The 22,083-nt window shown below is 42.3% G+C and carries 24 protein-coding genes and 1 tRNA gene; 14 read left to right on the top strand and 11 right to left on the bottom strand.

From position 1 onward, the window contains the following. Positions 1-5 precede the first annotated feature (5 nt). The 8 genes from HMPREF1532_RS10735 (at position 6) to HMPREF1532_RS10700 (ending at position 3,441) form a co-directional block, all read left to right on the top strand. On the top strand, positions 6-548 hold the full coding sequence (locus HMPREF1532_RS10735) for a Crp/Fnr family transcriptional regulator (protein WP_004323649.1): 543 nt from the start codon (positions 6-8) through the stop codon (positions 546-548). Between the two features lie 99 nt (positions 549-647). Next, entirely contained in the window at positions 648-1,079 is a 432-nt protein-coding gene (locus tag HMPREF1532_RS10730) for a GNAT family N-acetyltransferase (protein ID WP_004323650.1), read from the top strand. A 30-nt stretch (positions 1,080-1,109) separates the two neighbouring features. Next, positions 1,110-1,523: a hypothetical protein gene (locus tag HMPREF1532_RS10725; RefSeq protein WP_004294812.1), complete on the top strand. Its 414-nt coding sequence runs from the start codon at positions 1,110-1,112 to the stop codon at positions 1,521-1,523. A gap of 16 nt (positions 1,524-1,539) precedes the next feature. After that, entirely contained in the window at positions 1,540-1,962 is a 423-nt protein-coding gene (locus HMPREF1532_RS10720; RefSeq protein WP_004323651.1) for a SecDF P1 head subdomain-containing protein, read from the top strand. Between the two features lie 14 nt (positions 1,963-1,976). Then, positions 1,977-2,267 (top strand): hypothetical protein, encoded by a 291-nt coding sequence (locus HMPREF1532_RS21785; protein WP_004323652.1) that lies wholly within the window; start codon positions 1,977-1,979, stop codon positions 2,265-2,267. A gap of 98 nt (positions 2,268-2,365) precedes the next feature. Continuing rightward, the gene (locus HMPREF1532_RS10710) at positions 2,366-2,605 is read left to right on the top strand and encodes a hypothetical protein (protein WP_080720260.1); all 240 of its coding nucleotides are present in this window, start codon (positions 2,366-2,368) and stop codon (positions 2,603-2,605) included. Further along, positions 2,559-2,978: a hypothetical protein gene (locus HMPREF1532_RS10705; protein ID WP_004323654.1), complete on the top strand. Its 420-nt coding sequence runs from the start codon at positions 2,559-2,561 to the stop codon at positions 2,976-2,978. Before HMPREF1532_RS10710 ends, HMPREF1532_RS10705 begins: the two co-directional genes overlap by 47 nt. A gap of 130 nt (positions 2,979-3,108) precedes the next feature. After that, positions 3,109-3,441, top strand: coding sequence for a helix-turn-helix domain-containing protein (locus HMPREF1532_RS10700; protein WP_004323655.1), 333 nt, complete (start codon positions 3,109-3,111; stop codon positions 3,439-3,441). Between the two features lie 52 nt (positions 3,442-3,493). Here the strand turns inward: HMPREF1532_RS10700 and HMPREF1532_RS10695 are convergent, their stop codons facing one another. The 8 genes from HMPREF1532_RS10695 to HMPREF1532_RS10660 all read right to left on the bottom strand — a co-directional run bounded on the left by HMPREF1532_RS10695 (position 3,494) and on the right by HMPREF1532_RS10660 (position 9,483). Next, complete coding sequence (locus HMPREF1532_RS10695; protein WP_004323656.1) at positions 3,494-4,213, bottom strand: hypothetical protein; 720 nt, start codon at positions 4,211-4,213, stop codon at positions 3,494-3,496. 4 nt (positions 4,214-4,217) lie between these two features. Next, a complete protein-coding gene (locus HMPREF1532_RS10690) occupies positions 4,218-5,138 on the bottom strand; it encodes a relaxase/mobilization nuclease domain-containing protein (RefSeq protein ID WP_004323657.1) in 921 nt (306 codons plus the stop codon). Next, a complete protein-coding gene (locus HMPREF1532_RS10685; protein ID WP_004310825.1) occupies positions 5,104-5,487 on the bottom strand; it encodes a MobC family plasmid mobilization relaxosome protein in 384 nt (127 codons plus the stop codon). The genes HMPREF1532_RS10690 and HMPREF1532_RS10685 overlap by 35 nt, the downstream gene beginning before the upstream one ends. A 147-nt stretch (positions 5,488-5,634) precedes the next feature. Then, a complete protein-coding gene (locus HMPREF1532_RS10680) occupies positions 5,635-6,600 on the bottom strand; it encodes a toprim domain-containing protein (protein ID WP_004323658.1) in 966 nt (321 codons plus the stop codon). 163 nt (positions 6,601-6,763) lie between these two features. Further along, on the bottom strand, positions 6,764-7,837 hold the full coding sequence (locus HMPREF1532_RS10675) for an AAA family ATPase (RefSeq protein ID WP_004323659.1): 1,074 nt from the start codon (positions 7,835-7,837) through the stop codon (positions 6,764-6,766). Between the two features lie 5 nt (positions 7,838-7,842). After that, positions 7,843-8,130, bottom strand: coding sequence for a helix-turn-helix domain-containing protein (locus tag HMPREF1532_RS10670; protein ID WP_004310673.1), 288 nt, complete (start codon positions 8,128-8,130; stop codon positions 7,843-7,845). Positions 8,131-8,254: 124 nt separating this feature from the next. Continuing rightward, on the bottom strand, positions 8,255-9,163 hold the full coding sequence (locus HMPREF1532_RS10665; RefSeq protein WP_004323660.1) for a hypothetical protein: 909 nt from the start codon (positions 9,161-9,163) through the stop codon (positions 8,255-8,257). Positions 9,164-9,399: 236 nt separating this feature from the next. Then, positions 9,400-9,483: transfer RNA gene (locus tag HMPREF1532_RS10660), tRNA-Leu, on the bottom strand. 157 nt (positions 9,484-9,640) lie between these two features. Here HMPREF1532_RS10660 and HMPREF1532_RS10655 point away from each other — a divergent pair. Beyond that, on the top strand, positions 9,641-10,723 hold the full coding sequence (locus HMPREF1532_RS10655; protein WP_005928868.1) for a mannose-1-phosphate guanylyltransferase: 1,083 nt from the start codon (positions 9,641-9,643) through the stop codon (positions 10,721-10,723). A 184-nt stretch (positions 10,724-10,907) separates the two neighbouring features. Continuing rightward, entirely contained in the window at positions 10,908-12,083 is a 1,176-nt protein-coding gene (locus tag HMPREF1532_RS10650; RefSeq protein ID WP_005928865.1) for a DUF418 domain-containing protein, read from the top strand. Between the two features lie 83 nt (positions 12,084-12,166). Here HMPREF1532_RS10650 and HMPREF1532_RS10645 read toward each other — a convergent pair whose 3' ends face one another. From HMPREF1532_RS10645 to HMPREF1532_RS10635, 3 genes are all read right to left on the bottom strand, one after another. After that, complete coding sequence (locus tag HMPREF1532_RS10645) at positions 12,167-12,568, bottom strand: HIT family protein (RefSeq protein ID WP_005928862.1); 402 nt, start codon at positions 12,566-12,568, stop codon at positions 12,167-12,169. A 57-nt stretch (positions 12,569-12,625) separates the two neighbouring features. Continuing rightward, positions 12,626-13,090: a transcription elongation factor GreA gene (gene greA / locus HMPREF1532_RS10640; RefSeq protein WP_005928859.1), complete on the bottom strand. Its 465-nt coding sequence runs from the start codon at positions 13,088-13,090 to the stop codon at positions 12,626-12,628. Positions 13,091-13,269: 179 nt separating this feature from the next. Continuing rightward, complete coding sequence (locus HMPREF1532_RS10635) at positions 13,270-14,421, bottom strand: DUF4369 domain-containing protein (protein WP_005928854.1); 1,152 nt, start codon at positions 14,419-14,421, stop codon at positions 13,270-13,272. 196 nt (positions 14,422-14,617) lie between these two features. Between HMPREF1532_RS10635 and pnp the strand changes: the two genes are divergently transcribed. The 4 genes from pnp to HMPREF1532_RS10615 all read left to right on the top strand — a co-directional run bounded on the left by pnp (position 14,618) and on the right by HMPREF1532_RS10615 (position 22,071). Continuing rightward, a complete protein-coding gene (gene pnp, locus HMPREF1532_RS10630; RefSeq protein WP_025819476.1) occupies positions 14,618-16,744 on the top strand; it encodes a polyribonucleotide nucleotidyltransferase in 2,127 nt (708 codons plus the stop codon). Positions 16,745-16,884: 140 nt separating this feature from the next. Further along, the gene (locus HMPREF1532_RS10625; protein WP_005928848.1) at positions 16,885-17,445 is read left to right on the top strand and encodes an RNA polymerase sigma-70 factor; all 561 of its coding nucleotides are present in this window, start codon (positions 16,885-16,887) and stop codon (positions 17,443-17,445) included. 102 nt (positions 17,446-17,547) lie between these two features. After that, positions 17,548-18,480, top strand: a complete 933-nt coding sequence (locus HMPREF1532_RS10620; RefSeq protein ID WP_005928845.1) for a FecR family protein — start codon at positions 17,548-17,550, stop codon at positions 18,478-18,480. 186 nt (positions 18,481-18,666) lie between these two features. Then, positions 18,667-22,071: a TonB-dependent receptor gene (locus tag HMPREF1532_RS10615; RefSeq protein WP_005928842.1), complete on the top strand. Its 3,405-nt coding sequence runs from the start codon at positions 18,667-18,669 to the stop codon at positions 22,069-22,071. The last annotated feature ends 12 nt before the right edge of the window (positions 22,072-22,083 follow it).

The following is a 22,083-nucleotide window of genomic DNA, read 5'->3' as shown; positions in this document are numbered from 1 at the left end:
CGACAATGAAAGATTTTAATTCATACCTCGACAATTTAGACTATTCCCTCGTAAAAGATTTATTTCATGAAAAAGGGAAGCAACGTATATACCGCAAAAAAAATTTCTTTATCCGTCAGAATGAAATAGAACGTTTTGCCGGGTGGGTAGAAAACGGTACATTCCAATATACATATATAGATAAGGAAGGAGAAGAACATATTGTAGGATACTCTTTTACGGATGAATTTATTTGTGACTATTCTTCTTTTATGAAAGGTAGTTTATCATTAGTGAATATTCAAGCTATAACAGATTGCTCTGTACATGAAATATCCCGTCATGACATTATTGAATATTGGGAAACGGATATGAAAACTCAACGATTCGGAAGGCATGTGGCGGAGAGTCTATTTGAAATGGTATATGAACGATTACTTGATTCATATTGTACGCCTGAAATACGATACAGGAACTTGACAGAAGTAGTTCCTTTGAAAAACATCGCTTCATTCTTAGGGGTTACACCGGAAACCATTAGCCGCATACGCCGCAAACTGGAGAAATAGCCAATCTTTTAACATCCATTATACCGGGGTCTTGACAATTGTCAAGACCTTTTTTCTTTATTCTTCCGTATTTTGCATTCATGATTTAATAACATTGATATGATACGTAAATTAACACAAGAAGAATATAATAATGCTGCTGATTTGTCCTATCAAGTATATATGGAATGTGGCAGGAATGATTTCACCCAAGAAGGTATTGAAACCTTTAAAAGTTTCGTGTATGACACATCGTTGATGAATACACTTGACATATATGGTGCTTTTGACAATCATTTATTGATAGGAATAATCGGTGTACATCAGGAAAGGCAACATATATCCCTCTTCTTTGTCTTGCCACACTATCATCGGCAAGGAATAGGGAAATCGCTATTTGACTATATGATGAGCAATTGTAATTTCACTTATATAACAGTTAATTCTTCAACCTATGCAGAAACTTTTTATACATCTTTAGGCTTCAAAAAAGTGGGTGAAAAAGAGATTAATAAAGGTATTGTTAGTATCCCTATGAAGAGAAATATATAATTATTGTCAATCACTTAAAATAGAGATAAGATGAAAAAGAAAATTACTTTATGTATGGTGCTTTCCACATTCATTATTTGCGCCATGTTATGTCTGACAAATTGTAGTAACGATGATGCCCCTACTTCTGTCTTCACCCCCGAAGCCCTGAAGCAAACTACTTGGCAAGCGCAAATGACCGTGTACAATATCGAAGATGAGATAGACTACACAAAACAATCCATTCTTCAGTTTACCAACGAATCAGAAGGCATTTATACAAGGACGAACGAAGAAGACGGATATATGTGGAACACAGATTTTACTTACCAAGTAAATGGAAAAATCATCACGTTCGACAACATAGCAGGTCCGTGGACAGTGCTGGAATACACAGGAACACACCTCGTAATGGAAGCCTATAATCCCAATAAGATGGTGTGGACGTTGGAGAAGATGTATTAACCTAAAAATAGCGGATATGAAGATTTCAACAATTCTCTTTTTCTGCCTACTAATGACAGCCTGTATGCAGACAAAATCCTTTCACCGGATAAACGGCTGGTACTACGTAACATCACAGATTACAGACAGCCTTTCACAAACACCTTTCCTTACTGTTAAGGATTTCGATTCTTTACGTTTGGAAACTGATGCTTTTGGACACTCGGTCATTACCGGTGTCTTCCTCCAAGATAAATTGCCTATATGGAGAGAAGCCACAACAAAGAGTGTAGGAAAGTACATCGCTTTCGTTTTCAATGACACAGTGATAACTGCCCCTCAGGTTAATAGCCCCATAGAAAGCGGATGTTTCCAAATTTCCAATCCGCATGGATATGATTTGGAACGTATCTTTAGGGAACTACAAAAAGAAATTGATATATCAAGGTTTGGAAATTAAATGTTAACTGGAAAATGGGAACATTAGGTTGCATAAATGATATGCTACAACGGGACAAAGAGAACCGTGAGCTTCGCAAGTTGAATAGAGACAGGATGAAAGAACATCACAAATATCTTGTAGGCAAAGGTAAAAATGCTGATTTATCCAATGTTTCCATTGAAAAGATAGAAGAAATCCGTAAAAAAACCATAGAAAAGGAGCAATCAGACCAAATATATATGTTTAGGATATATATATTTCTTACAATATGCCTTTTAGTGCTATTTTTATTGGGATTACTTTGCTATAAACTATTTTTCTAAATTCCCCCAAAACAACAACTTGCGGATTACAATATTATGAATTGAAATAAGCCTTTTCCTAAGTCTCGCTAAGGCTTATTTTTTATATGAATACATACATGAATCTAATTTTAGAACAGCGATTTTTCCGCTTATTGTCGGAATATTCACAACGTAAAGTTTCTGCATCGGAGTTTACAGAAGCTATTGAGGAATTGGCTACGCATGTAGCCGATTTTGGTATCAACGAACAGGATTACAGTATTTTACTTCGCTATTTTTCCTTTGGTTTACACCGTCTTAAATCGTATCGTGTACGGTTTGAGCAAGAAAAAAATGCCCTATTTGCATTTAATTGATGAAGCGATAGGACTTTTGAACACTGAAATACGCCTTATTGAATGGCGCATCAAATACCCGGAACAACTACAGCAACGCATCAATAAACAGCCCCTTTCCCCTCTCTACCTCGCCGACAAAACAACCCTTATCAATATCATGGAAGTGGTAAGCGGCTTATTCCTCTCCAAAGACATCGTTTATCAGAACGGTAAACCTGCCTATTTAGTGGACTTATCCAAAGGTTTTGAATGGTTGTTTAACATTAAGATAAGCGACTGCCACCAAAAACATGAGGACGTGATAAAACGGAAGCCGGGCAAACTCACCGAATTTCTTAATGGACTGGCAAACCTAATCAAAAATGAACATGATAAGAAAGGATATAGATAATCAGCAACTTATGATTTATTTATAGGGGACTCCATTAGTTCTCCTGTAATTTCTTTGTATCCGTTTTTAGAACTTTGCTTCATCAATCGATTGACAAACAAGAATGTATAATCTGAAACATGAAGCAATTATGTATATAGACAATGACGAATTTGGTGGATGGATGCAGAAGCTGTATGCCAAACTGGAAGAACTCTGCAAAGATGTACGGGTACTACGCAATGCAGACAGGGTACTGCCCGAAGATGATAACCTATTGGATAATCAAGACTTGTGCCTGCTGTTCAAAGTAAGCATCAAAACCCTGCAACGCTACCGGGCTATCGGTGCGTTGCCATACTTCACTATCAGCGGAAAAGTGTATTACAAGGCTTCCGATGTCCGGGAGTTCATCAAGGAAAGGTTCAGCGTCACCACGCTACGCCAGTTCGAGAAAGAACACTGTACGAAGAAAAAGAAGTGAATCTGAAAAGCCGGAACGGTGAATGTGCTTCATCCATCCCGGCTTTCCCCGTTTATGGCTTACCCAGCTTATCAGCTTCTTTCTTTAGCTGTTCGGCTTGCTCGTTCAACAGCCTTGCACGTTCCAGTGCTTCCGCCTGCTTTTGGATGCGGTATTCAAAATCCATCACTGAATCGGTCAGACTTCGGATAAAGCCGTTATCCCGTTGCCACTTGAACTTGTTTTCCAGTATATCAAAAGTTTCCCCGTCTGCCTGTCCTTGCATCAGCAAATAGCGGTATTTCATATCGTTGTCCTGTAACTGCTGCATACGTTCAGCCAAACGGATATTCAAGAATATGGAAACGGAACAGATAACCAGCACTGCCGAAAAAAGGAACAATCCCGGACGAATCCAAGAAGCGACCTTGTTGTAAATCCGTTGATAGAGCGGTAAGGGCGCAGCTTCCTCTTTATCCGTCTTGCAAGAGCCCAAAGTATCAAGCATTACCTTGAAACAACGGTAGGTTTCCAATACTATTTTCTTGGTGTCTTCGATATGTTTCTGCTGACTTTGCATCCCGTTCCGTATCTCGTCAAGCTGGCTTTGAATAGCCTGCAAATCTTTTTCGGGAATAGCCGGGTTGCTGTGCAATTCCGACAATACCTGTTCGATTGCGTTCAGCCTTTCAAGAGTTTCCTCCCGACTGGCTGGCGTTACCTGTGCTTCCTGCTTCTCTTTCAGTTCTGTAACCATTGAGAGAAGCCCCTCTAAAATCAAATTTTTCTCCATGTGTTTACAAATTAAGTTGTTTTTTCTTTTTCTTCTTCTTTCTTAAATTCAAGTTGGGTTCTTCATCCGCAGGGGGCGATGAAGCGGTGAACAGACCGAGTGAGCCAGTTATCAACGGACTGTCAGTCTTTCCCTGTGTCGGCAATGGCTCCCGAACGGGTGTAAAAGCTGTCTGCCGTTGATTTCCGACCGTATTCAGTCCTGCATCCCCGAAACATTTATCCAGTTTGGAGAAACTAAAATTGCGGTCTATCTCCGAACCCTTGAACGTGTATTCGCCTTTGGAAAAGGAAACACCTTGTATCTCGCTTGTCTGCCCTTTGTACTTGAACCGGACAGTAATACCCTTTTCCGCTAACCGCTCCTGTAACTGCCGCCAGTTCTTGGACTTCCCGATTTCGTTCTTTACAGCCGTGTAAATCTCGTATTTCGACTTGTCCGGCTCTTTCAAGCGGTGCTGCTTTACCTGTTCTTTTCCACCAGCAAAATAAAGCCCGTGTTTGGTTTTCAGCTTCTTGCATACCTGCTCGTTACGGTACATATCGTTCCTGTCCGAAATGGTCTTGCCGTTGTTGTCTATGCGGTTGAACACGATATGCACATGTGGGTGTTCCCGGTCTTGATGGCGCACGATGATATACTGCGTATCGGTGATTTTCATTTCACGCATATACTCCTGCGCAAGCTGTACCATCTTCTCGTCTGTCAATTTGGGTGCATCCACTGCCGAATAACTTAACGCAATATGTCCGACAGGCTTCTTCAAATCGGGATTCATCCCGGTCTGCATACAGAAGCTGCGGATTATATCGCCCCGGCTTTCAGTCAGAACCCCGTCCGCATGAAGCAAAACCGCCTGCTCCTTACCAAGCACATAGTTCACACAGCCCTTAAACCCGCTTCCCTTTTTTATTTTTCCAATCATCCGACAACTGATTTATAATTTCGACAATCCTGTTTTTGAGTTTCACCAGTTCCACCGCCACCAGTGCGAAACCTCCGGCATTCGCTCGGTGCGCCAGCTGGTTGATGTTGTTGGCTTCCCCTGCCAGCTTGCGGATGGTGTCCGCATCCTGCCTATTCAGCCGGGGTATGACCTCTGCCGAAACAACCGCCTGCCGGACATACTCACTGACACGCAACCCGGCTTCCCCGGCTCGCTTCCTGATGGCATAATACTGCAACTCGGTCAGCTTCGTGCTGACTACCCGTTGCTGCTTCTCTATCCGTTTCTTTGCCGGACGTCCCCCCGGCTTATCCTTTATATTCGTCATAGGTTTTTACATTTAAATAGTATCTTAAAAATTGCGACCAACGGGAGAAATTTTCTTTGCTGTCAAGCAAAGCAAGGTAGTTTCGGTTTACCGAAACATAACCTTGCTCTCCAAATTAAACCGCCTGTCGCTGGTAATCCTGCCGGACTAAATGCCCCTGCCCCTTTTCTGTCTTGGGGCGGCACGTTGTCCGGTTTCCTGCTTTATCTCCTGCGCTTGGCTGGTGCTGTTCTTCTGTTCCTGCTTCCTGCCGCACAGGTAATCGTTTAAGTCCGAATACCCCCTGTAATTGCCCGAGAAGTCACGCACACGGTAGGAGTATTCCAATTCGATAGCCCGTGTCGCTTCATATCCTGCCTTGTCATTGTCAAGCATACAGTGGATGCGTTCATACGGGTACAGCACGTCAATAGCTTTCGGCACATTGACAGTAGAGTTGAGTATGACATAATCCTGCCTGTCAAGGTCGGGCATGGTCGGGCAGTTCTTCATCCGGAGCGTGAGGAAAGAAAGATAGTCCATAAAACCCTCGAATACCAAACACTTCTCTCTCGACTCTCCCTGCTGCCGTATATGGGTGATGTCTTTCGGGGCGATGCAGCCTTTGAAAAAGGAATTGCGAACCTCGTAACCTCCTGCTATGTTCGGGAAACCGATAGCAAAGAACGGTCTGCCGTTATTGGTAAAATGGAGTTCCTTACATTCTCTTTTTGCCAGTTCGATATTGATACCCCGTCCCTGCAAGTAACGGAGCAATGCCGGATGGGTCAAGTCACGGACTTCCAAATGTTGGAAACTCGGTTCTGTCCTACGCTGGGGAAAAGAAAAACTGACCGGGCGGACGTGCGGTGTCTGTTCCGCTATCCGGTTTAACAGGTATGGCAGGCTGTCGGAGCAATAGAGTTCCTTTGCCAGTGCGATGATGTTGCCGCCCTTGCCTGCGCCAAAGTCATACCAAAGGTTGCGGTCAGTGTTCACCTTGAAAGACGGTTCGTGTTCCTCCCTTAACGGTGATTTGTACCATAAGCCGTTACCCTGCTGCTTGACAGGAGAGTAACCTAAACTATGCAGATAGTCTACGATGGGTATTTGTTTCACATCTTCGATGTTCATAACATTTTCTTTTTTGGGGATTAAAAAATAGTTGAAAAGTGCGCCAGTCCTGTTTAGTCCGTTATATATATACCCGTACCATACTAAACCTGCCTGTTCCGATACAGGGAAATAGTAAGTCCGTTCCTCTTATATATACACCCGGACTAAACCAAACTGACTTTTAATAATGGAAATCGGGATTATAGCGGTAGCCCTTGCCCTCTTTCACAATCATGCGCTTGTTCACAAGGAACTTGTTCAAATCCACATGGATATTGCGTCCACGCTTGTAGCCGATACTTGCATAACCCTGTTTCAAGGTCTTTAGGACATTCTCGTAACCATATATGACCTGTTTGCCAAAACCGTTTTCCAAAGCTGTCCTGTGCTGTTGCTCCGTCAGTTCTGCCAGTGGAAAGCCCCTGTCTTGGCTGGGCTGCTTGAATACATAACCGTCCACGGCTTCGGGCAATGCGCTGTCGTTGATACGGAATGCGAACGGGTCAAACTCCCGGTCACGTATGTGCATCGCCTTTACCTCGCTTATGTTGCCGTCCTGCGTACTTTTGGTAATTTGCAGGACGGTTTCAGCCTTATTGTTCAGTTCCGTACCGATATGCCCCCTTGTGTTGTCATCCCCCTTGTTCAAATGCAGTACGGTATGGATATGCAGGTTATATCCGCTTGACCAGCGCATCAAGAGGTTGATTAGGTCAGTCGATTCGCTGGGGCTGTTGATGTCATACATCAAGTCACGGATTCCGTCAATGATGAGCAACCCCACATCGGGCATATTTTCAAGCATATAACCGATAATCTGTTTCCGCTTATCGGGTGTCTGCTCCCTTAGCACGATGAAAACAAAATCGTCCCTGTCCTTGTCGGTAGGCAGTCCGGCAAGCCGCAAAATACGCTCCATGACCTTGTGGCAATGGTATTTGCTCTGCTCGGTATCTACATAGAGGATTTTCCGTTTGTTCGGTGGCAGGTATGCCGAATACTTCAATACCTCGTCATTCTTCAACGCTGCCGCAACGATAGCGGAAATGTTGAATGTCTTTTTGCTCTTGGCTTTACCCGTGGATGCACTGAAATTACCCAACGTGCCAATGGTAGAGCCGTTCACCCAGAGTATTTCGGGTGGCACTTCGTAAGTGTCCGTCACCTTTAGATGAATGGTTTTCCAAAGGGCTGCGAAATCCTCTTTCTGCATGGTGATGTCCTGCCCGGCTTCTGTCGCTTTTCTATTTTCCATAGCCGTTATTTCTTTAGAGGACGGTTAAGGATATACTTCTGCGCTTCCTGCTCTATCTGCGCCTGCGTCTTGACCGGATTCTGACGTAACCATGCTTCCAACTCCGCTTTCTCAAAATAAAGCATTTTGCCCTGCGGCTTGTAATGGGGTATCAAGTTACCCGAAGTCAACTTGTACAAATAACTTTTAGAAAGGTTCAAGAACTTGCTCGCTTCATCGAAGCTAAGCACGTTCTTTGAAAGGAACAACATCTTTTCGAGTTCGGAAACTCTTAACTCTAAATCTCTTTCCATATTGTTTAGGAATTTAGGTGAAACAATATGAAGGTGCGCACCCTCGTTTTTTTGTTAACGAGGGCAAAGTTAAGAGCTTGAAAATGAAGTCTAATTGACCTTTGTTTGAGCGTTCAATCTATGCTCAACCTTTTTTCAGTTGTTTGATGTATTTGTCTATGATTTCATATCCTTTCGGATAGATATTTTTTGCTTGGTCTGTCGCACTCGACAGGTCAGTACGTGTAAGCGGTTCTCCTTTTATCTTCTTCAATATCAGTTTGTTGTTTGCTATGACAGACTGCCATTCATAAACAATATAATTATAGCAACTCAATTGCATCATAAGATAGGCTAACAGACGGGTATTATTAACTTTCAATACCCCATTCAGTTTGCAGTTGAAAAAATCGGTAAGTATTTTGGCACTGACGGTAGTAGTAAACATATTCGCTTCGTTCACACATTCAGTCAGAAGTTTGATTTCATTGGCTTTCAACGTGGACTTGAAAGGATTGCTTTTGCCCACAATCTTGGTTGGATTAGTAACTACACTTTCCTCTTTCTCTTTTGGTAAGGATTGCTCTTGGATGGTAACTACATCTGTATAGTAATTACTTTCCTGTTCTTGCAGATGGCGCAAATACTTGGAAAGAACGACAAGGTTAACGATGATGGACAAATAAGGAAGCCGCCCATCATAGCAGGACGGTTCGTGCAAATATGCGTCCATATCAAAATCAGAGCAGCGGAAACCGATATACTTTTTTCTTTCATCAGAATTCAAGTCCTCAAAATAACCGCTTTCCCACAAAAAATCGGGAATATCCATATCCAATACAATGTTACGCACGACACGGTATTTTTGTTGGATGGCTACAATATTTTCAGTCACACGAAAAATTTCTTGGCGCAAATAGTCCTTTAGCTGGGCTTGCGTCAAATACTCACGTTTTAAAAAGAGTGCATCTACTTTAGTTTTATAGTCATGAGCTATACAACTATCTAATATCTTCTGTATTTCTCTGAAATTGGTTTCTATATGATTTTCCATAATCGTGTGCCTTTAAACGTTCTTACTACAAATATAAGGTAAGAATCTCACTTTTCCCGAAAACATCGGCAATAATAAGGAAGAAAAGACAGGATAAGAGTTAAGAAATTATAAAGATACAGGGAGAAAAATTATAAAAGTACACCTTTTCTTTGTATTCGTCATTCAGTACACATTTAGTACGCCCTATAAAAACAAAAACCCCTGATAATCAAGTGATTATCAGGGGTTTTTCGTACCCAGACCCGGGGTCGAACCGGGATGGAAGTGAATCCACTGGTGTTTGAGACCAGCGCGTCTACCGATTCCGCCATCTGGGCAATTAGTTTCAAATGCGGTGCAAAGATACAGCTTTTTTCTAAACCTGCAAGCGTTTTAATAAAAAAAAGAGAGAAAAGATATAAAACATTCTCCAAATGCTTCCCTGTTAAAGGAATATATTGTACATTAGCAGAAACTTTTAAAACAGTCTACGACATGACAAGTAAAGATAATTATTGTGTAATCATGGGAGGCGGCATTGGCAGCCGCTTTTGGCCATTCAGCCGCAAAACACTTCCAAAACAATTCTTGGATTTCTTTGGCACGGGGCGTTCTTTGTTGCAACAAACCTTCGACCGCTTTAGTAAAGTGATCCCTACTGAAAATATATTCATTGTAACCAACGCAATGTATTCGGATCTTGTACAAGAGCAACTTCCGGAACTGAATCCGGACCAAATCCTGTTGGAACCGGCAAGAAGAAATACTGCTCCTTGCATCGCCTGGGCAGCATACCATATCCGTGCACTAAATCCAAATGCCAATATCGTAGTAGCGCCTTCGGATCATTTAATATTAAAAGAGGGGGAGTTTTTGGAAGCAATTGAAAAGGGACTTGATTTTGTTTCACATTCAGACAAACTACTCACATTAGGCATTAAACCCAATCGCCCGGAAACAGGCTATGGATATATCCAGATAGCCGAACAGGATGGCGATAATTTCTACAAAGTGAAAACTTTCACGGAAAAGCCGGAACTTGAACTTGCAAAAGTCTTTGTAGAAAGTGGTGAGTTTTATTGGAATTCCGGATTATTCATGTGGAACGTTAACACCATTATTAAAGCCGGTGAAACATTACTTCCGGAACTTGCTTCCAAGTTGATAGCCGGAAAAGACCTTTACGGAACACCAGAAGAAAAAGCGTTTATTAAAGAAAATTTCCCCGCCTGCCCCAATGTATCTATCGATTTCGGTATAATGGAAAAGGCAGAAAACGTATACGTTTCTCTCGGAGACTTCGGATGGTCGGATTTGGGAACCTGGGGTTCTCTTTATGACCTTTCACCCAAAGACGAGAACGACAATGTCACTTTGAAATGCGATTCACTGATATACAACAGCAAAGACAACATAGTCGTACTCCCTCAAGGAAAGTTAGCTGTTATCGAAGGCCTTGAAGGATTTCTGGTTGCAGAATCAGACAACGTATTGCTCATTTGTAAGAAAGACGAAGAACACGCTATACGCAAATACGTAAATGACGCCCAAATTAAATTGGGAGACGACTATATCTAAAAGACAGAAAATAAAATCAATATAAGACCGGGAAAATGTATTTTCCGGTCTTTTTTATATCATTACAATTATTCATCCACATTTTTCTAAAGATATCGGTTTTATAACAACTATTTCTTTATATTTGCCACTAAATCTATGACCATTTTGTTTATCCCCCAATAAAAGAACAACCTATTAGAAAATGAACAAACCTCTTCAGACATCTTCCCGACTCGGTGTAGTGGATGCACTCCGTGGTTTTGCCTTACTGGCAATTGTATTATTACACAATTTGGAACATTACAACATTTACTTTATCCCCAATTCTCAGCCCGAATGGTTACAAATTATAGACAAGGGAGTGTGGGATACACTGTTTTTCTTATTCGCCGGGAAAGCTTATGCCACTTTCTCACTGTTATTCGGATTCAGTTTTTACATTCAATATCACAATGCAGAAAAAAGGGGAATAGATTTCCGGGGACGTTTCGCCTGGCGAATGGTTCTATTATTCTTATTTGCCCAGCTTCATGCATTATTCTACAATGGCGACATTCTGGTTTTATATTCAATTGTAGGTTTTACCCTGATTCCCGTTTGCAAATTGAAAAACAAAACCGTATTCTGGATCGCATTAATCCTGCTATTACAACCTTTTGAATGGGGACGAATGTTCTACGCGATGTGTAATCCCGATTATGTGATCAATGGAAATAAATTCATGCCTTACGCCCTGCTTGCTACGGAAGTTACAAGTCACGGTACATTCTTAGAAGTGCTGAACAATAATATATGGAACGGGCAATTATACAGCAACATCTGGCAGGTAGAAAACGGACGCCTATTCCAAACTGCCGCATTGTTCATGTTCGGTATGTTACTGGGACGTATGAAGTATTTCGTCAAGAGCAATGCCTCCATCAGAATATGGAAACGCATATTAAGACTATCCGTCATTGCTTTCATTCCACTGTATATCCTGCGCACATTCATACCGGAACATATCAGTAATCCTTCCATACTGACACCTTACAACGTCGTCCTCTCATCATTAGCCAATTTTTCCTTTATGACCATTCTGGTATCGGCCTTTACGCTGCTATGGTTCAAAAGAGAGAACGGATATAAGTGGCAACAAATTATTATCCCATACGGACGAATGAGTCTGACAAATTATATATCCCAATCAATTATGGGCGTCTGCATCTATTACGGCTTCGGTTTAGGACTTTACTCGTCCACCGGAGCAACGGCAACTTTGTTCATCGGACTCCTTATATTCACAATCCAACTGATATTCAGCCGTTATTGGCTGACACTGCATAAACAAGGGCCATTGGAATTCTTATGGCGGAAAGGCACATGGATAAAATTATAAAAAAGATCAAATCATAGAAAAGCAATAAGGCGTACGATCCAACCGGACAGTACGCCTTTCTATTCATTAAAAAGAAGAAAATATCATTTATTATTCCAAGCTTGATGAATTCGTTCGGCTATCTCCTTAAACTCATCACCAGATAATTTTAGTTTTGGATTAGAAATAATCATATCCGACTCCTTATTGATAGGAATAAGATGAATGTGAGCATGAGGAACTTCCATTCCCATAACCGCTACCCCCACGCGTTTGCAAGGAACAGCTTTTTCAATAGCTCGAGCTACAGATTTGGCAAAGACATGCATAGCAGCCAGATCATCATCACTCAAATCGAAAATATAATCAATCTCTTGCTTAGGAATCACCAGGGTATGTCCTTTCACCAGCGGATTGATATCAAGGAAAGCAAAAAAGCGTTCGTCTTCCGCCACCTTATAGCAGGGAATCTCACCTGCGATAATTCTACTGAATATTGTTGCCATAATCTAAATATGATATATAAAATAAGGCAAGCCCTTTTGCAGAGACTTGCCTTTGTGTTAAATCGAAATATTTACTACTTCCAGATTAATCTTACCTTGTGGCACCTGGATTTCAGCTATATCACCTACTTTCTTACCAAGTAAACCCTGTGCAATCGGTGTATTTACGGAAATCTTTCCTTCTTTCAGATTTGCCTCACTTTCGGAAACGATGGTATAAGTCATCTTCATACCATTCTTCATATTCTTCAGCTCCACTCTATTAAGAATCTGTACTGAATCTGTCTTTAACTTTGATTCATCAATAATCTTCGCATCAGCAATCACTGTTTTCAGCTTATTGATTCTCATCTCAAGCATGCCCTGAGCCTCTTTAGCCGCATCGTATTCCGCATTTTCCGACAAGTCACCCTTATCGCGCGCTTCGGCTATAGCAGCAGAAATCTTCGGGCGCTCTACTGTTTCCAGCTCTTTCAGTTCTGCCATCAATTTTTTGTAACCATCTTCTGACATATAAGCCATGATTTTTTCCTCCTTTATTTTAAACGGTCATATAAAACAAAAAAGAATTCCAACATGAATCATGCTGGAACCCTCTTCTCATTATTCCTCTGCAAAGATAAGCTTTTAAATGATATGCGTCAAGCAAAAAACAATGCTATGTAACATACTTTAAAGGAAATCTTCTTATTTATAACAACTTAAAGCAGTGATTTGATCGCGTTCTCCAAATCTTTCACATCTTCACCACGTGCACTTAGCTCATTATTCCGGTTGATAAGGAAATAAGCAGGAACCTCGCGAACATTATATACCGCCGCGTTGGTAGAATACACGCCATTACCGTCTCGCACACAAATCCATGGCAAATTATCTGCCGATGTTTTCCAAAAATGCTCATCAGCATCCAAAGACACCTGATAGATTTCCAATCCCTGCCCTGCATACTTATTATAAAGCTCACGCAACATCAGATTATGAGGCGCCCCCGCAGGCGTTTGATAGACAGAGAAATCCAACAACACGACCTTACCTTTCAGTTCCGTCAGCTTACGGACATTCCCTTTTATATCACGAAGGCTGATATCAATGATTCCTGTCTCAGCTATTTTATCTTCCGGTATATCGATTGTTTTTTGCCGGGGAGCCCGGGTATTCTTCATCCCTTTTATAACGATATTATACAGATTCTTAGAGCGGACTGCATGAGGATAAGAATTGTTCAGGCTGGTAGCTACAGCAGCAAAACACTTCACATCGTCCTTACTGTTTAAAGGATCGAAAATCAGATAATCATTCAATTTCTGAAACAAAGCAAAATAAGCTGCCGCCGTATTAGGTGCTGCAAAAATATAGTTAACCTTCACATCGTCCTTATAATTTTTAATCAGTATCGCCAGACTGTCTTCAAAAACATCGTGCCCCATTTTGTCGGTACGGACGGCCATCAACAAAGCATTTACATCACTCTGCAAGCGTGCCTGCTTCAAACTAAGTTCTTTAATTTTCCGACTGCTTTCAGACCCTTCTACCGTATAGGCCGTTGCAAAATCAACATAAGGCGCTTTGATTGTGACAGTTTCAGTAGAATCAACAGAAAAATTAATAACCTTATCTTCCACACGCAACCGATAAAACTCCGGAGACTCGGGACGGGGTTGTGTAAAATTAAACGAACCATTGCCTTTTATTCTTACCGAATCCAAAGGGATAATTCCCTCCAAGGCCGATGATTCCAAATAAAGCATTTTCCCATTAGCATCCGAGACTTCTCCGTTTACCTTAAATTGAGAACCGGAATTACAAGAGCTCAAAGCTAAGGCAGCAAGTGCTACAAAAGTTATTTTTTTCATATCCATGCGTGTTATTTTTTGAACTGCAAATATACTTCTTTTCAAGACTTGTCAAAGCATTTTGCCTCGTTCTTCACCTTTTTTGGATAAAAAATTCAAATAAGCAATAACTTTTTATCTCATTTCCACTATATTAGAATGATAAATGTATATCTTTGCAGGAATTTTGAAAGAAAATATAGATAAAACAATTTTTATGATTAACCCAATTGTTAAGACAATCGAGTTAGGAGATGGCAGAACCATCACGCTCGAGACGGGAAAGTTGGCAAAACAGGCAGACGGTTCTGTAATGCTTCGCATGGGAAACACCATGTTGCTTGCTACTGTTTGTGCCGCTAAAGATGCAGTTCCCGGAACAGATTTTATGCCGCTTCAGGTAGAGTACAAAGAGAAATTTTCAGCATTCGGCCGTTTTCCCGGTGGCTTTACCAAAAGAGAAGGAAGAGCTTCTGATTACGAAATCCTTACCTGCCGTTTGGTAGACCGTGCTCTCCGCCCTTTATTCCCCGATAATTATCACGCAGAAGTTTACGTAAATATTATCCTGTTCTCTGCCGATGGTGTCGACATGCCTGATGCATTGGCAGGGCTTGCCGCTTCGGCCGCACTCGCTGTTTCAGATATTCCATTCAACGGACCTATCTCAGAAGTACGTGTAGCACGTATTGACGGTAATTATGTGATCAATCCTACTTTCGATCAACTCGAAAAGGCCGATATGGATATCATGGTTGCCGCTACCTATGAAAATATCATGATGGTAGAAGGTGAAATGCACGAAGTATCAGAAGTAGAATTACTGGAAGCAATGAAAGTTGCCCACGAAGCAATCAAAGGCCACTGTAAAGCTCAGATGGAATTGGCTCAAGAGGTTGGTAAAACGGTGAAACGCGAATACAATCACGAAGTCAATGACGAAGATCTTCGTAAAGCCGTTCGCGAAGCTTGCTATGAGAAATCATATGCCATCGCTGCTTCCGGAAACAGAAACAAGCACGAACGTCAAGATGCTTTCGATGCGATCCGCGACGAATTCAAATCACAATTCACAGAAGAAGAACTGGCAGAAAAAGGAGCTTTGATCGATCGTTATTACCATGATGTAGAAAAAGAGGCGATGCGTCGTTGTATTCTCGACGAAGGCAAACGCCTTGACGGACGTAAAACAAACGAAATTCGTCCTATCTGGTGTGAAGTCGATTATCTGCCGGGACCTCACGGTTCTGCTATCTTCACCCGTGGTGAAACTCAATCACTGACTTCTGTGACATTAGGCACCAAACTGGATGAAAAAATCATAGACGATGTATTGGTTCACGGAAAAGAACGTTTCCTATTGCACTATAATTTCCCTCCGTTCTCAACAGGTGAAGCAAAAGCACAGCGTGGTGTAGGACGTCGTGAAATAGGCCACGGACATTTGGCATGGCGTGCCCTGAAAGGAATGATCCCTGAAAACTATCCGTACGTAGTTCGTGTAGTTTCCGATATTCTCGAATCAAACGGTTCTTCTTCTATGGCTACCGTATGCGCCGGAACACTGGCATTGATGGATGCCGGTGTGAAGATCAAAAAACCGGTATCCGGTATTGCCATGGGATTGATCAAGAATGCCGGTGAAGACAAATACGCAGTACTTTCGGATATCTTAGGTGACGAGGACCACTTGGGAGATATGGACTTCAAAGTTACCGGAACCAAAGACGGTATCACTGCTACCCAAATGGATATCAAAGTAGACGGTTTGTCATTCGACATTCTCGAACGCGCATTGGAACAAGCAAAAGAAGGCCGTATGCACATCCTCGGCAAGATACATGAAACCATTGAAGAACCACGTACCGAACTGAAAGACCATGCTCCACGTATCGAGACCATGACTATTCCGAAAGAATTCATCGGAGCCATCATCGGCCCGGGCGGAAAGATTATTCAGGGAATGCAAGAGGATACCGGTGCTACTATCACCATCGAAGAGGTAGACGGTGTAGGCCATATCGAGATTGCAGGCACTAACAAAAAATCTATTGACGACGCAATGCGTATGATCAAAGGTATTGTTGCCGTACCGGAGGTCGGAGAAGTATATAAAGGTAAAGTACGTTCGATCATGCCTTACGGTGCATTCGTTGAATTCCTGCCGGGCAAAGATGGTCTGTTGCATATCTCTGAAATCGACTGGAAACGTCTGGAAACAGTAGAAGAAGCCGGTATCAAAGAGGGAGACGAAATCGACGTAAAATTGATGGATATCGATCCTAAGACAGGAAAATTCAAACTATCAAGAAAAGTATTACTTCCGAAACCGGAAAAGAAATAAGCAGAATACAATTCTTATATTTATAGACAGATGGCTGAATCACAACAGATTCAGCCATTTTCTTTCCAATTAATTTGTTTTTCTCAAAAAGAATACGTTGCTTTGTTATAAGAAAAAGAAAAAACCTTTAAAACCAGTTAATGTCTCAGAGCAACCATCTTCATACCATGGATACTTTCACCCGGTTCTTTCAAGAGAACCAGGCCAAGTTTCTATCATTCGCTTATTCCTATATCAGAAATAAGACAGAGGCCGAAGATATACTGATGGAATCAATGATTGCTCTTTGGGAGAACCGCGATAAATGGGAAAATGATTCCAATCTACAAGCGCTATTACTAACCATTATCAAAAACAGGGCTTTAAACTATCTCGCACACGAACAAGTACGTCTGCGTGCGGAAGACGACATCAACACCCACCGGCAAAGAGAACTGAACTTACGCATATCTACCCTTGAAGCCTGCGAACCGGATACGATCTTCAACACAGAGATCCAACATATAGTCCGCAAAGCACTCACCAAAATGCCGGAACAAAGCCGGGATATATTCATATTGAGCCGCTATCAAAACAACCCTAACAAAATGATAGCTGAAAAACTCGGCATCTCCATCAAAAGTGTAGAGTTCCATATCACCAAAGCCCTAAAAATACTACGTACCGAACTAAAAGATTACCTGATCTCTATTCTTTTTTAAAAAAAGATTCTTTTTCCGTTAGGGTAACCTTAGGGTAACCTGTTATTATTATAGAAGGGGGAAGAAAGACCTCTCCCTATAATAACAGAAACAAAAAACCTTATGAACCAAGATCTATTATATAAGTATTTTAAAGGGAATGCCAATATCGAAGAAGAAAAGCAAATCCTTGATTGGGTAGACGCCTCCGATGAAAACAGAAAAGCGTTTCAAAAAGAACGTATGCTTTATGACATCGCCCTCTTCTCCGAAGAAAAACAATCCGAGCGTCTCAAAAGAAAAACCCGCATCCTGCCAATACTGCAATGGACAGCCCGTATTGCCGCAGTAATGATAATCTTATTCGGCAGCGGCCTTCTGTTCAAAGATTACCGGTATAATAAATCCGCCCAACTGCAAACAGTTGCAGTGCCCGCAGGGCAACGCGCACAAATCACACTGGCAGACGGAACCAAGGTATGGTTGAACTCTCAATCGACCCTGACTTATGCCAGTAACTTCGGACGCCAGGAAAGAAACGTCCTGCTGGACGGAGAAGCCTATTTTGAAGTTAGCAAGAACGAAAAGATTCCTTTTTTCGTCAATACCGAAACGAATAAAGTACGTGTGGTAGGCACCAGTTTTAATGTATGTGCCTATAACGGAAGCAACGAATTTGAAACGACCCTCGTAACGGGTATAGTCGACATCTATACCTTGAAAGGGGAAAAACCGATCACCCGCCTGGAAAAAGGAGAATTTTTCGGTTTATATAACGGAAAAGCACAAAAGAAAATCCTTCCTTCTTACGACTATCTGAGATGGAAAGAGGGCCTGTACTGTTTCGACGACTCCCCTCTGAGCTGCATGTTCTCTAAGTTGGAAAAATACTATAATGTAAAGATTACCGTCAATAATCCGAAATTATTAGATTACCATTGTACCGGCAAATTTAAAGAGCAAGACGGCATCGAACATATCCTCCGAGTGATTCAAAAAGATCATAAATTCACTTATCACATCAACGAAGAAAGAGATAGCATAGCCATAGAATAGGAAAAAAAGAGCTCAATAAAACCTTTAATTTAGTACTAACCCTTTAAAAACCAGAATGCACATGAAGTTATAAAAAATCCATTTATCCTCTAAAAAAGAGAATCGGAAAGTACCCCCATACTTTCCGATTCGAAACAGTCAAAAATCGACCTTAATCAATTTATTAACTTAACACATTACAAAGATATGAGAAAAATTTCTTTGAAAGGGCATTTATGCCCAAAAAGTTTAGCATTCAAGCAAATATTACTTACTATGAAGATTACTATTTTCTTTCTTTTGTTCGTAACATTCCAGGTCTACAGCGAAAACGGGTACTCTCAAAGCGCCAAAATCAGTATCCCCCGCTCAAGCTTGACGGTAAGTGAGTTACTATCCAAAATAGAATCACAGACCGATTATCTGTTTGTTTACAATAAACAGAATGTGGATACCAAACGCACCGTAACTGTCGATGCAGAAAATAAAGCCGTATCAGAAATACTGGATGAAGCGTTCGAAGGCACAGGTATCCATTATGTCATGGAAGGACACAACATTGTTCTTACCAGAAATAACGAAGATACAGCATCCGTACAACAAAACAAGCTTGCTATCAAAGGAATAGTAACCGATACAAAAGGCGAACCGATAATCGGCGCCAACATTTTGGAGAAAGGCACCACCAACGGTACAATCACCGATATAGATGGCAATTTCAGCCTGAACGTTCCTGCCGACGCCATTCTGGTGGTCACCTATGTAGGCTATCAGCCACAAACAATCAGTGTAAACGGGTTGAGGAATTTCAACATAAAGCTAGAAGAAGAAGCACTCACCCTCGAAACCGTAGTAGTTACGGCAATGGGTATCAAGAAAAAAGAAGCTTCTTTGACTTACTCTACCCAGCAGCTCGGCGGCGATGAACTTACACGGGCCAAAGATCCGAACATGATCAATGCCCTGGCAGGAAAAACAGCCGGTGTACAGATCACCAAAAGTGCCGCCGGTTTGGGTGGATCGGCTAAAGTGGCCATCCGTGGTGCCCGTTCGGCTTTCGCTACCGGCAACAACCAGCCGTTGTATGTCATTGACGGTGTCCCCATGCTGAACAACAGTACGGAATCGACTTCTACCGTAATGGGTGGCGAGAACGACGGTGTAAACCGGGATGCCGGTGACGGTATTTCCAATCTGAACCCGGACGACATCGAAAGTATGAATATACTAAAAGGAGCCTCCGCAGCCGCCCTATACGGCTCACAAGCTGCCAATGGCGTTATTCTGATAACGACCAAAAAAGGGAAAGCCGGTATGCAACGCATTACTTATTCTTCCAATCTGACCGTAGATCATGCCATCAGCCTGCCCGAATTTCAAAATTCTTACGGACGCCTGGAAAACGGGACAAGCAGTTGGGGCAACCAAGCGTCTCTCACCGATTATGATAATGCCGGAAATTTCTTTAACAACGGCATCACTGCTATGAATTCCGTATCCATCATGACGGGAAACGAAAAGATGCAGACCTATTTTTCTTATGCGAACACTACCGCCAAAGGTATCATCGATTCCAACAAATTGCAAAAACACAATCTTACTTTGCGAGAAACGGCAAACTTCTTCAACGAACGTTTGAAACTGGATGGAAATGCCAATCTGATGACGCAAACCATCAAGAACAGCCCGTCATCCGGCGGTTATTACCTCAACCCATTGGTAAATGTATACGGTTTCCCCCGTGGTATGGATATGGCTCCCTACCGGGACAGCTTCGAAACATACGACACCGACCGTAACATGAATCTCCAAAACTGGTATGTCACCAATGAAGACGGTACTATCAGCGAATGGGATCAGAATCCTTACTGGATTAAAAACCGGGTTACAAACAACAATAAACGCTATCGTGCCATGGCTGCCCTGACCGCAAGTGTGGAAGCTACGGAATGGCTGACCATCCAAGCCCGTGGTAATGTAGACTACGTAAGCGATAAATTTGAAAACAAAATGTATGCATCCACCTCACCGAATATTGCAGGAACATACGAAGGTAAAATGAACGGACGCTATGTGTGGTCGGACAACCAGCAGTTGCTGCTCTACGGAGATGCAATGGCCATGTTCAACAAGACATTCGACAAGTTCTCCATAAACGGTGCAATCGGTGCAAGTATCAACGTCAGCACAGTCAACTCATTGATGATAGACTCCAAGACGGCTTCTCTATACCGTCCGAACGTATTTACCGTAGCCAATGTCGTGACCTCTTCAAAGGCGAGCATAACGCAAGAGATCGATTCCAAAAGAACGACCCAATCGGTATTTGCAACCGCCCAGTTGGGTTGGGACGAAGCAATCTATATGGACATTACTGCCCGTAACGATTGGTCTTCCACTTTAGCACATACCAACAGCATGAACTCCGGATTCTTCTATCCGTCAGTAGGGCTTACCTGGATTTTATCCAAAAGTCTGAGAATGCCGGATTGGATCTCTTTCAGTAAAATCCGAGGTTCATGGGCACAGGTAGGTAACGACCTTCCGATCGGAATCACCAATCCGGCCGATATCATTCAGGCAGGAGGTACCATCCAAGTCAATGATACCGAGCAGCGTGGCGACTTAAAACCGGAAATAAGCAATTCCATCGAGTTCGGAACAGAATGGCGCTTCTTCAGCAGTCGCCTGGGTATCGACTTCACCTGGTATCAGACAGACACGAAGAACCAATTGTTGAGAATGCCCAACCCGGCCGGTTCGCTTTTTGCATACCGCTATGTCAATGCCGGAAAAATCCGGAACAAAGGGTTCGAACTGACAGTCGATGCCACACCTCTTATGAATGATAATTTCCGTTGGAAAACCGCTATCAATGTATCGGCCAATCGCAATGAAGTGATCTCCCTCCATCCCGATTATACCCAATTCAGCTATGGACAAGAAGGTTTCTCCATGGCTTACCAAATGCGCATCAAGGAAGGCGGCAAGCTGGGTGACATCTATGGAAACGCATTTGCCCGCAATGCAGACGGTACCATTCAAACCAATGCCGACGGCACTCCAATCGGGAAAACCGGTAACCAAGACCTTTTGGGTAACAGTAACCCGGACTGCATGCTGGGATGGAGCAATACCTTTACTTACAAAGGATTCAGCCTTTACTTCCTGATCGATGCCCGTATCGGAGGAGATGTTATGTCACTCACGCAGGCCGATCTCGATTCACGCGGGGTAACTAAGGAAACAGCAGAAGCCCGTGATCGCGGCTACGTAGAATATCAAGGCCAGAGATTCGAGAACGTCAAAGGATTCTACGGTACAACAGGTGGTCGTAACGGTATTTCCGAATACTATATGTATGATGCAACCAATATCCGTTTACGCGAATTATCGCTCGGCTATTCGTTTCCGCAGTCATTGTTGGCAAAGACAAAAGTATTTAAAGGCATCGACCTCTCATTGGTAGCCCGCAACTTGTTCTTCTTCTACAAAGATGCACCGTTCGACCCGGATGCCACCCTGTCGGTAGGAAACAACAATCAAGGCATCGATGTCTTTGGTATGCCCACCACCCGTAACATCGGTTTCAACGTAAAATTTACATTTTAACCCTTTATCCAC

Origin of the sequence: Bacteroides salyersiae WAL 10018 = DSM 18765 = JCM 12988, from assembly GCF_000381365.1 — a bacterium.
Classification (GTDB): domain Bacteria; phylum Bacteroidota; class Bacteroidia; order Bacteroidales; family Bacteroidaceae; genus Bacteroides; species Bacteroides salyersiae.
This window is presented reverse-complemented; position numbering and strand designations above follow the sequence as displayed.

Bases quoted from the DNA above. Each gene is read 5' to 3' on its own strand.
- HMPREF1532_RS10735 (WP_004323649.1), top strand. From the start codon at position 6: ATGAAAGATTTTAATTCATACCTCGACAATTTAGACTATTCCCTCGTA.
- HMPREF1532_RS10730 (WP_004323650.1), top strand. From the start codon at position 648: ATGATACGTAAATTAACACAAGAAGAATATAATAATGCTGCTGATTTG.
- HMPREF1532_RS10725 (WP_004294812.1), top strand. From the start codon at position 1,110: ATGAAAAAGAAAATTACTTTATGTATGGTGCTTTCCACATTCATTATT.
- HMPREF1532_RS10720 (WP_004323651.1), top strand. From the start codon at position 1,540: ATGAAGATTTCAACAATTCTCTTTTTCTGCCTACTAATGACAGCCTGT.
- HMPREF1532_RS21785 (WP_004323652.1), top strand. From the start codon at position 1,977: ATGGGAACATTAGGTTGCATAAATGATATGCTACAACGGGACAAAGAG.
- HMPREF1532_RS10710 (WP_080720260.1), top strand. From the start codon at position 2,366: ATGAATCTAATTTTAGAACAGCGATTTTTCCGCTTATTGTCGGAATAT.
- HMPREF1532_RS10700 (WP_004323655.1), top strand. From the start codon at position 3,109: ATGTATATAGACAATGACGAATTTGGTGGATGGATGCAGAAGCTGTAT.
- HMPREF1532_RS10695 (WP_004323656.1), bottom strand. From the start codon at position 4,213: ATGGAGAAAAATTTGATTTTAGAGGGGCTTCTCTCAATGGTTACAGAA.
- HMPREF1532_RS10690 (WP_004323657.1), bottom strand. From the start codon at position 5,138: ATGATTGGAAAAATAAAAAAGGGAAGCGGGTTTAAGGGCTGTGTGAAC.
- HMPREF1532_RS10685 (WP_004310825.1), bottom strand. From the start codon at position 5,487: ATGACGAATATAAAGGATAAGCCGGGGGGACGTCCGGCAAAGAAACGG.
- HMPREF1532_RS10680 (WP_004323658.1), bottom strand. From the start codon at position 6,600: ATGAACATCGAAGATGTGAAACAAATACCCATCGTAGACTATCTGCAT.
- HMPREF1532_RS10675 (WP_004323659.1), bottom strand. From the start codon at position 7,837: ATGGAAAATAGAAAAGCGACAGAAGCCGGGCAGGACATCACCATGCAG.
- HMPREF1532_RS10670 (WP_004310673.1), bottom strand. From the start codon at position 8,130: ATGGAAAGAGATTTAGAGTTAAGAGTTTCCGAACTCGAAAAGATGTTG.
- HMPREF1532_RS10665 (WP_004323660.1), bottom strand. From the start codon at position 9,163: ATGGAAAATCATATAGAAACCAATTTCAGAGAAATACAGAAGATATTA.
- HMPREF1532_RS10655 (WP_005928868.1), top strand. From the start codon at position 9,641: ATGACAAGTAAAGATAATTATTGTGTAATCATGGGAGGCGGCATTGGC.
- HMPREF1532_RS10650 (WP_005928865.1), top strand. From the start codon at position 10,908: ATGAACAAACCTCTTCAGACATCTTCCCGACTCGGTGTAGTGGATGCA.
- HMPREF1532_RS10645 (WP_005928862.1), bottom strand. From the start codon at position 12,568: ATGGCAACAATATTCAGTAGAATTATCGCAGGTGAGATTCCCTGCTAT.
- greA (WP_005928859.1), bottom strand. From the start codon at position 13,090: ATGGCTTATATGTCAGAAGATGGTTACAAAAAATTGATGGCAGAACTG.
- HMPREF1532_RS10635 (WP_005928854.1), bottom strand. From the start codon at position 14,421: ATGAAAAAAATAACTTTTGTAGCACTTGCTGCCTTAGCTTTGAGCTCT.
- pnp (WP_025819476.1), top strand. From the start codon at position 14,618: ATGATTAACCCAATTGTTAAGACAATCGAGTTAGGAGATGGCAGAACC.
- HMPREF1532_RS10625 (WP_005928848.1), top strand. From the start codon at position 16,885: ATGTCTCAGAGCAACCATCTTCATACCATGGATACTTTCACCCGGTTC.
- HMPREF1532_RS10620 (WP_005928845.1), top strand. From the start codon at position 17,548: ATGAACCAAGATCTATTATATAAGTATTTTAAAGGGAATGCCAATATC.
- HMPREF1532_RS10615 (WP_005928842.1), top strand. From the start codon at position 18,667: ATGAGAAAAATTTCTTTGAAAGGGCATTTATGCCCAAAAAGTTTAGCA.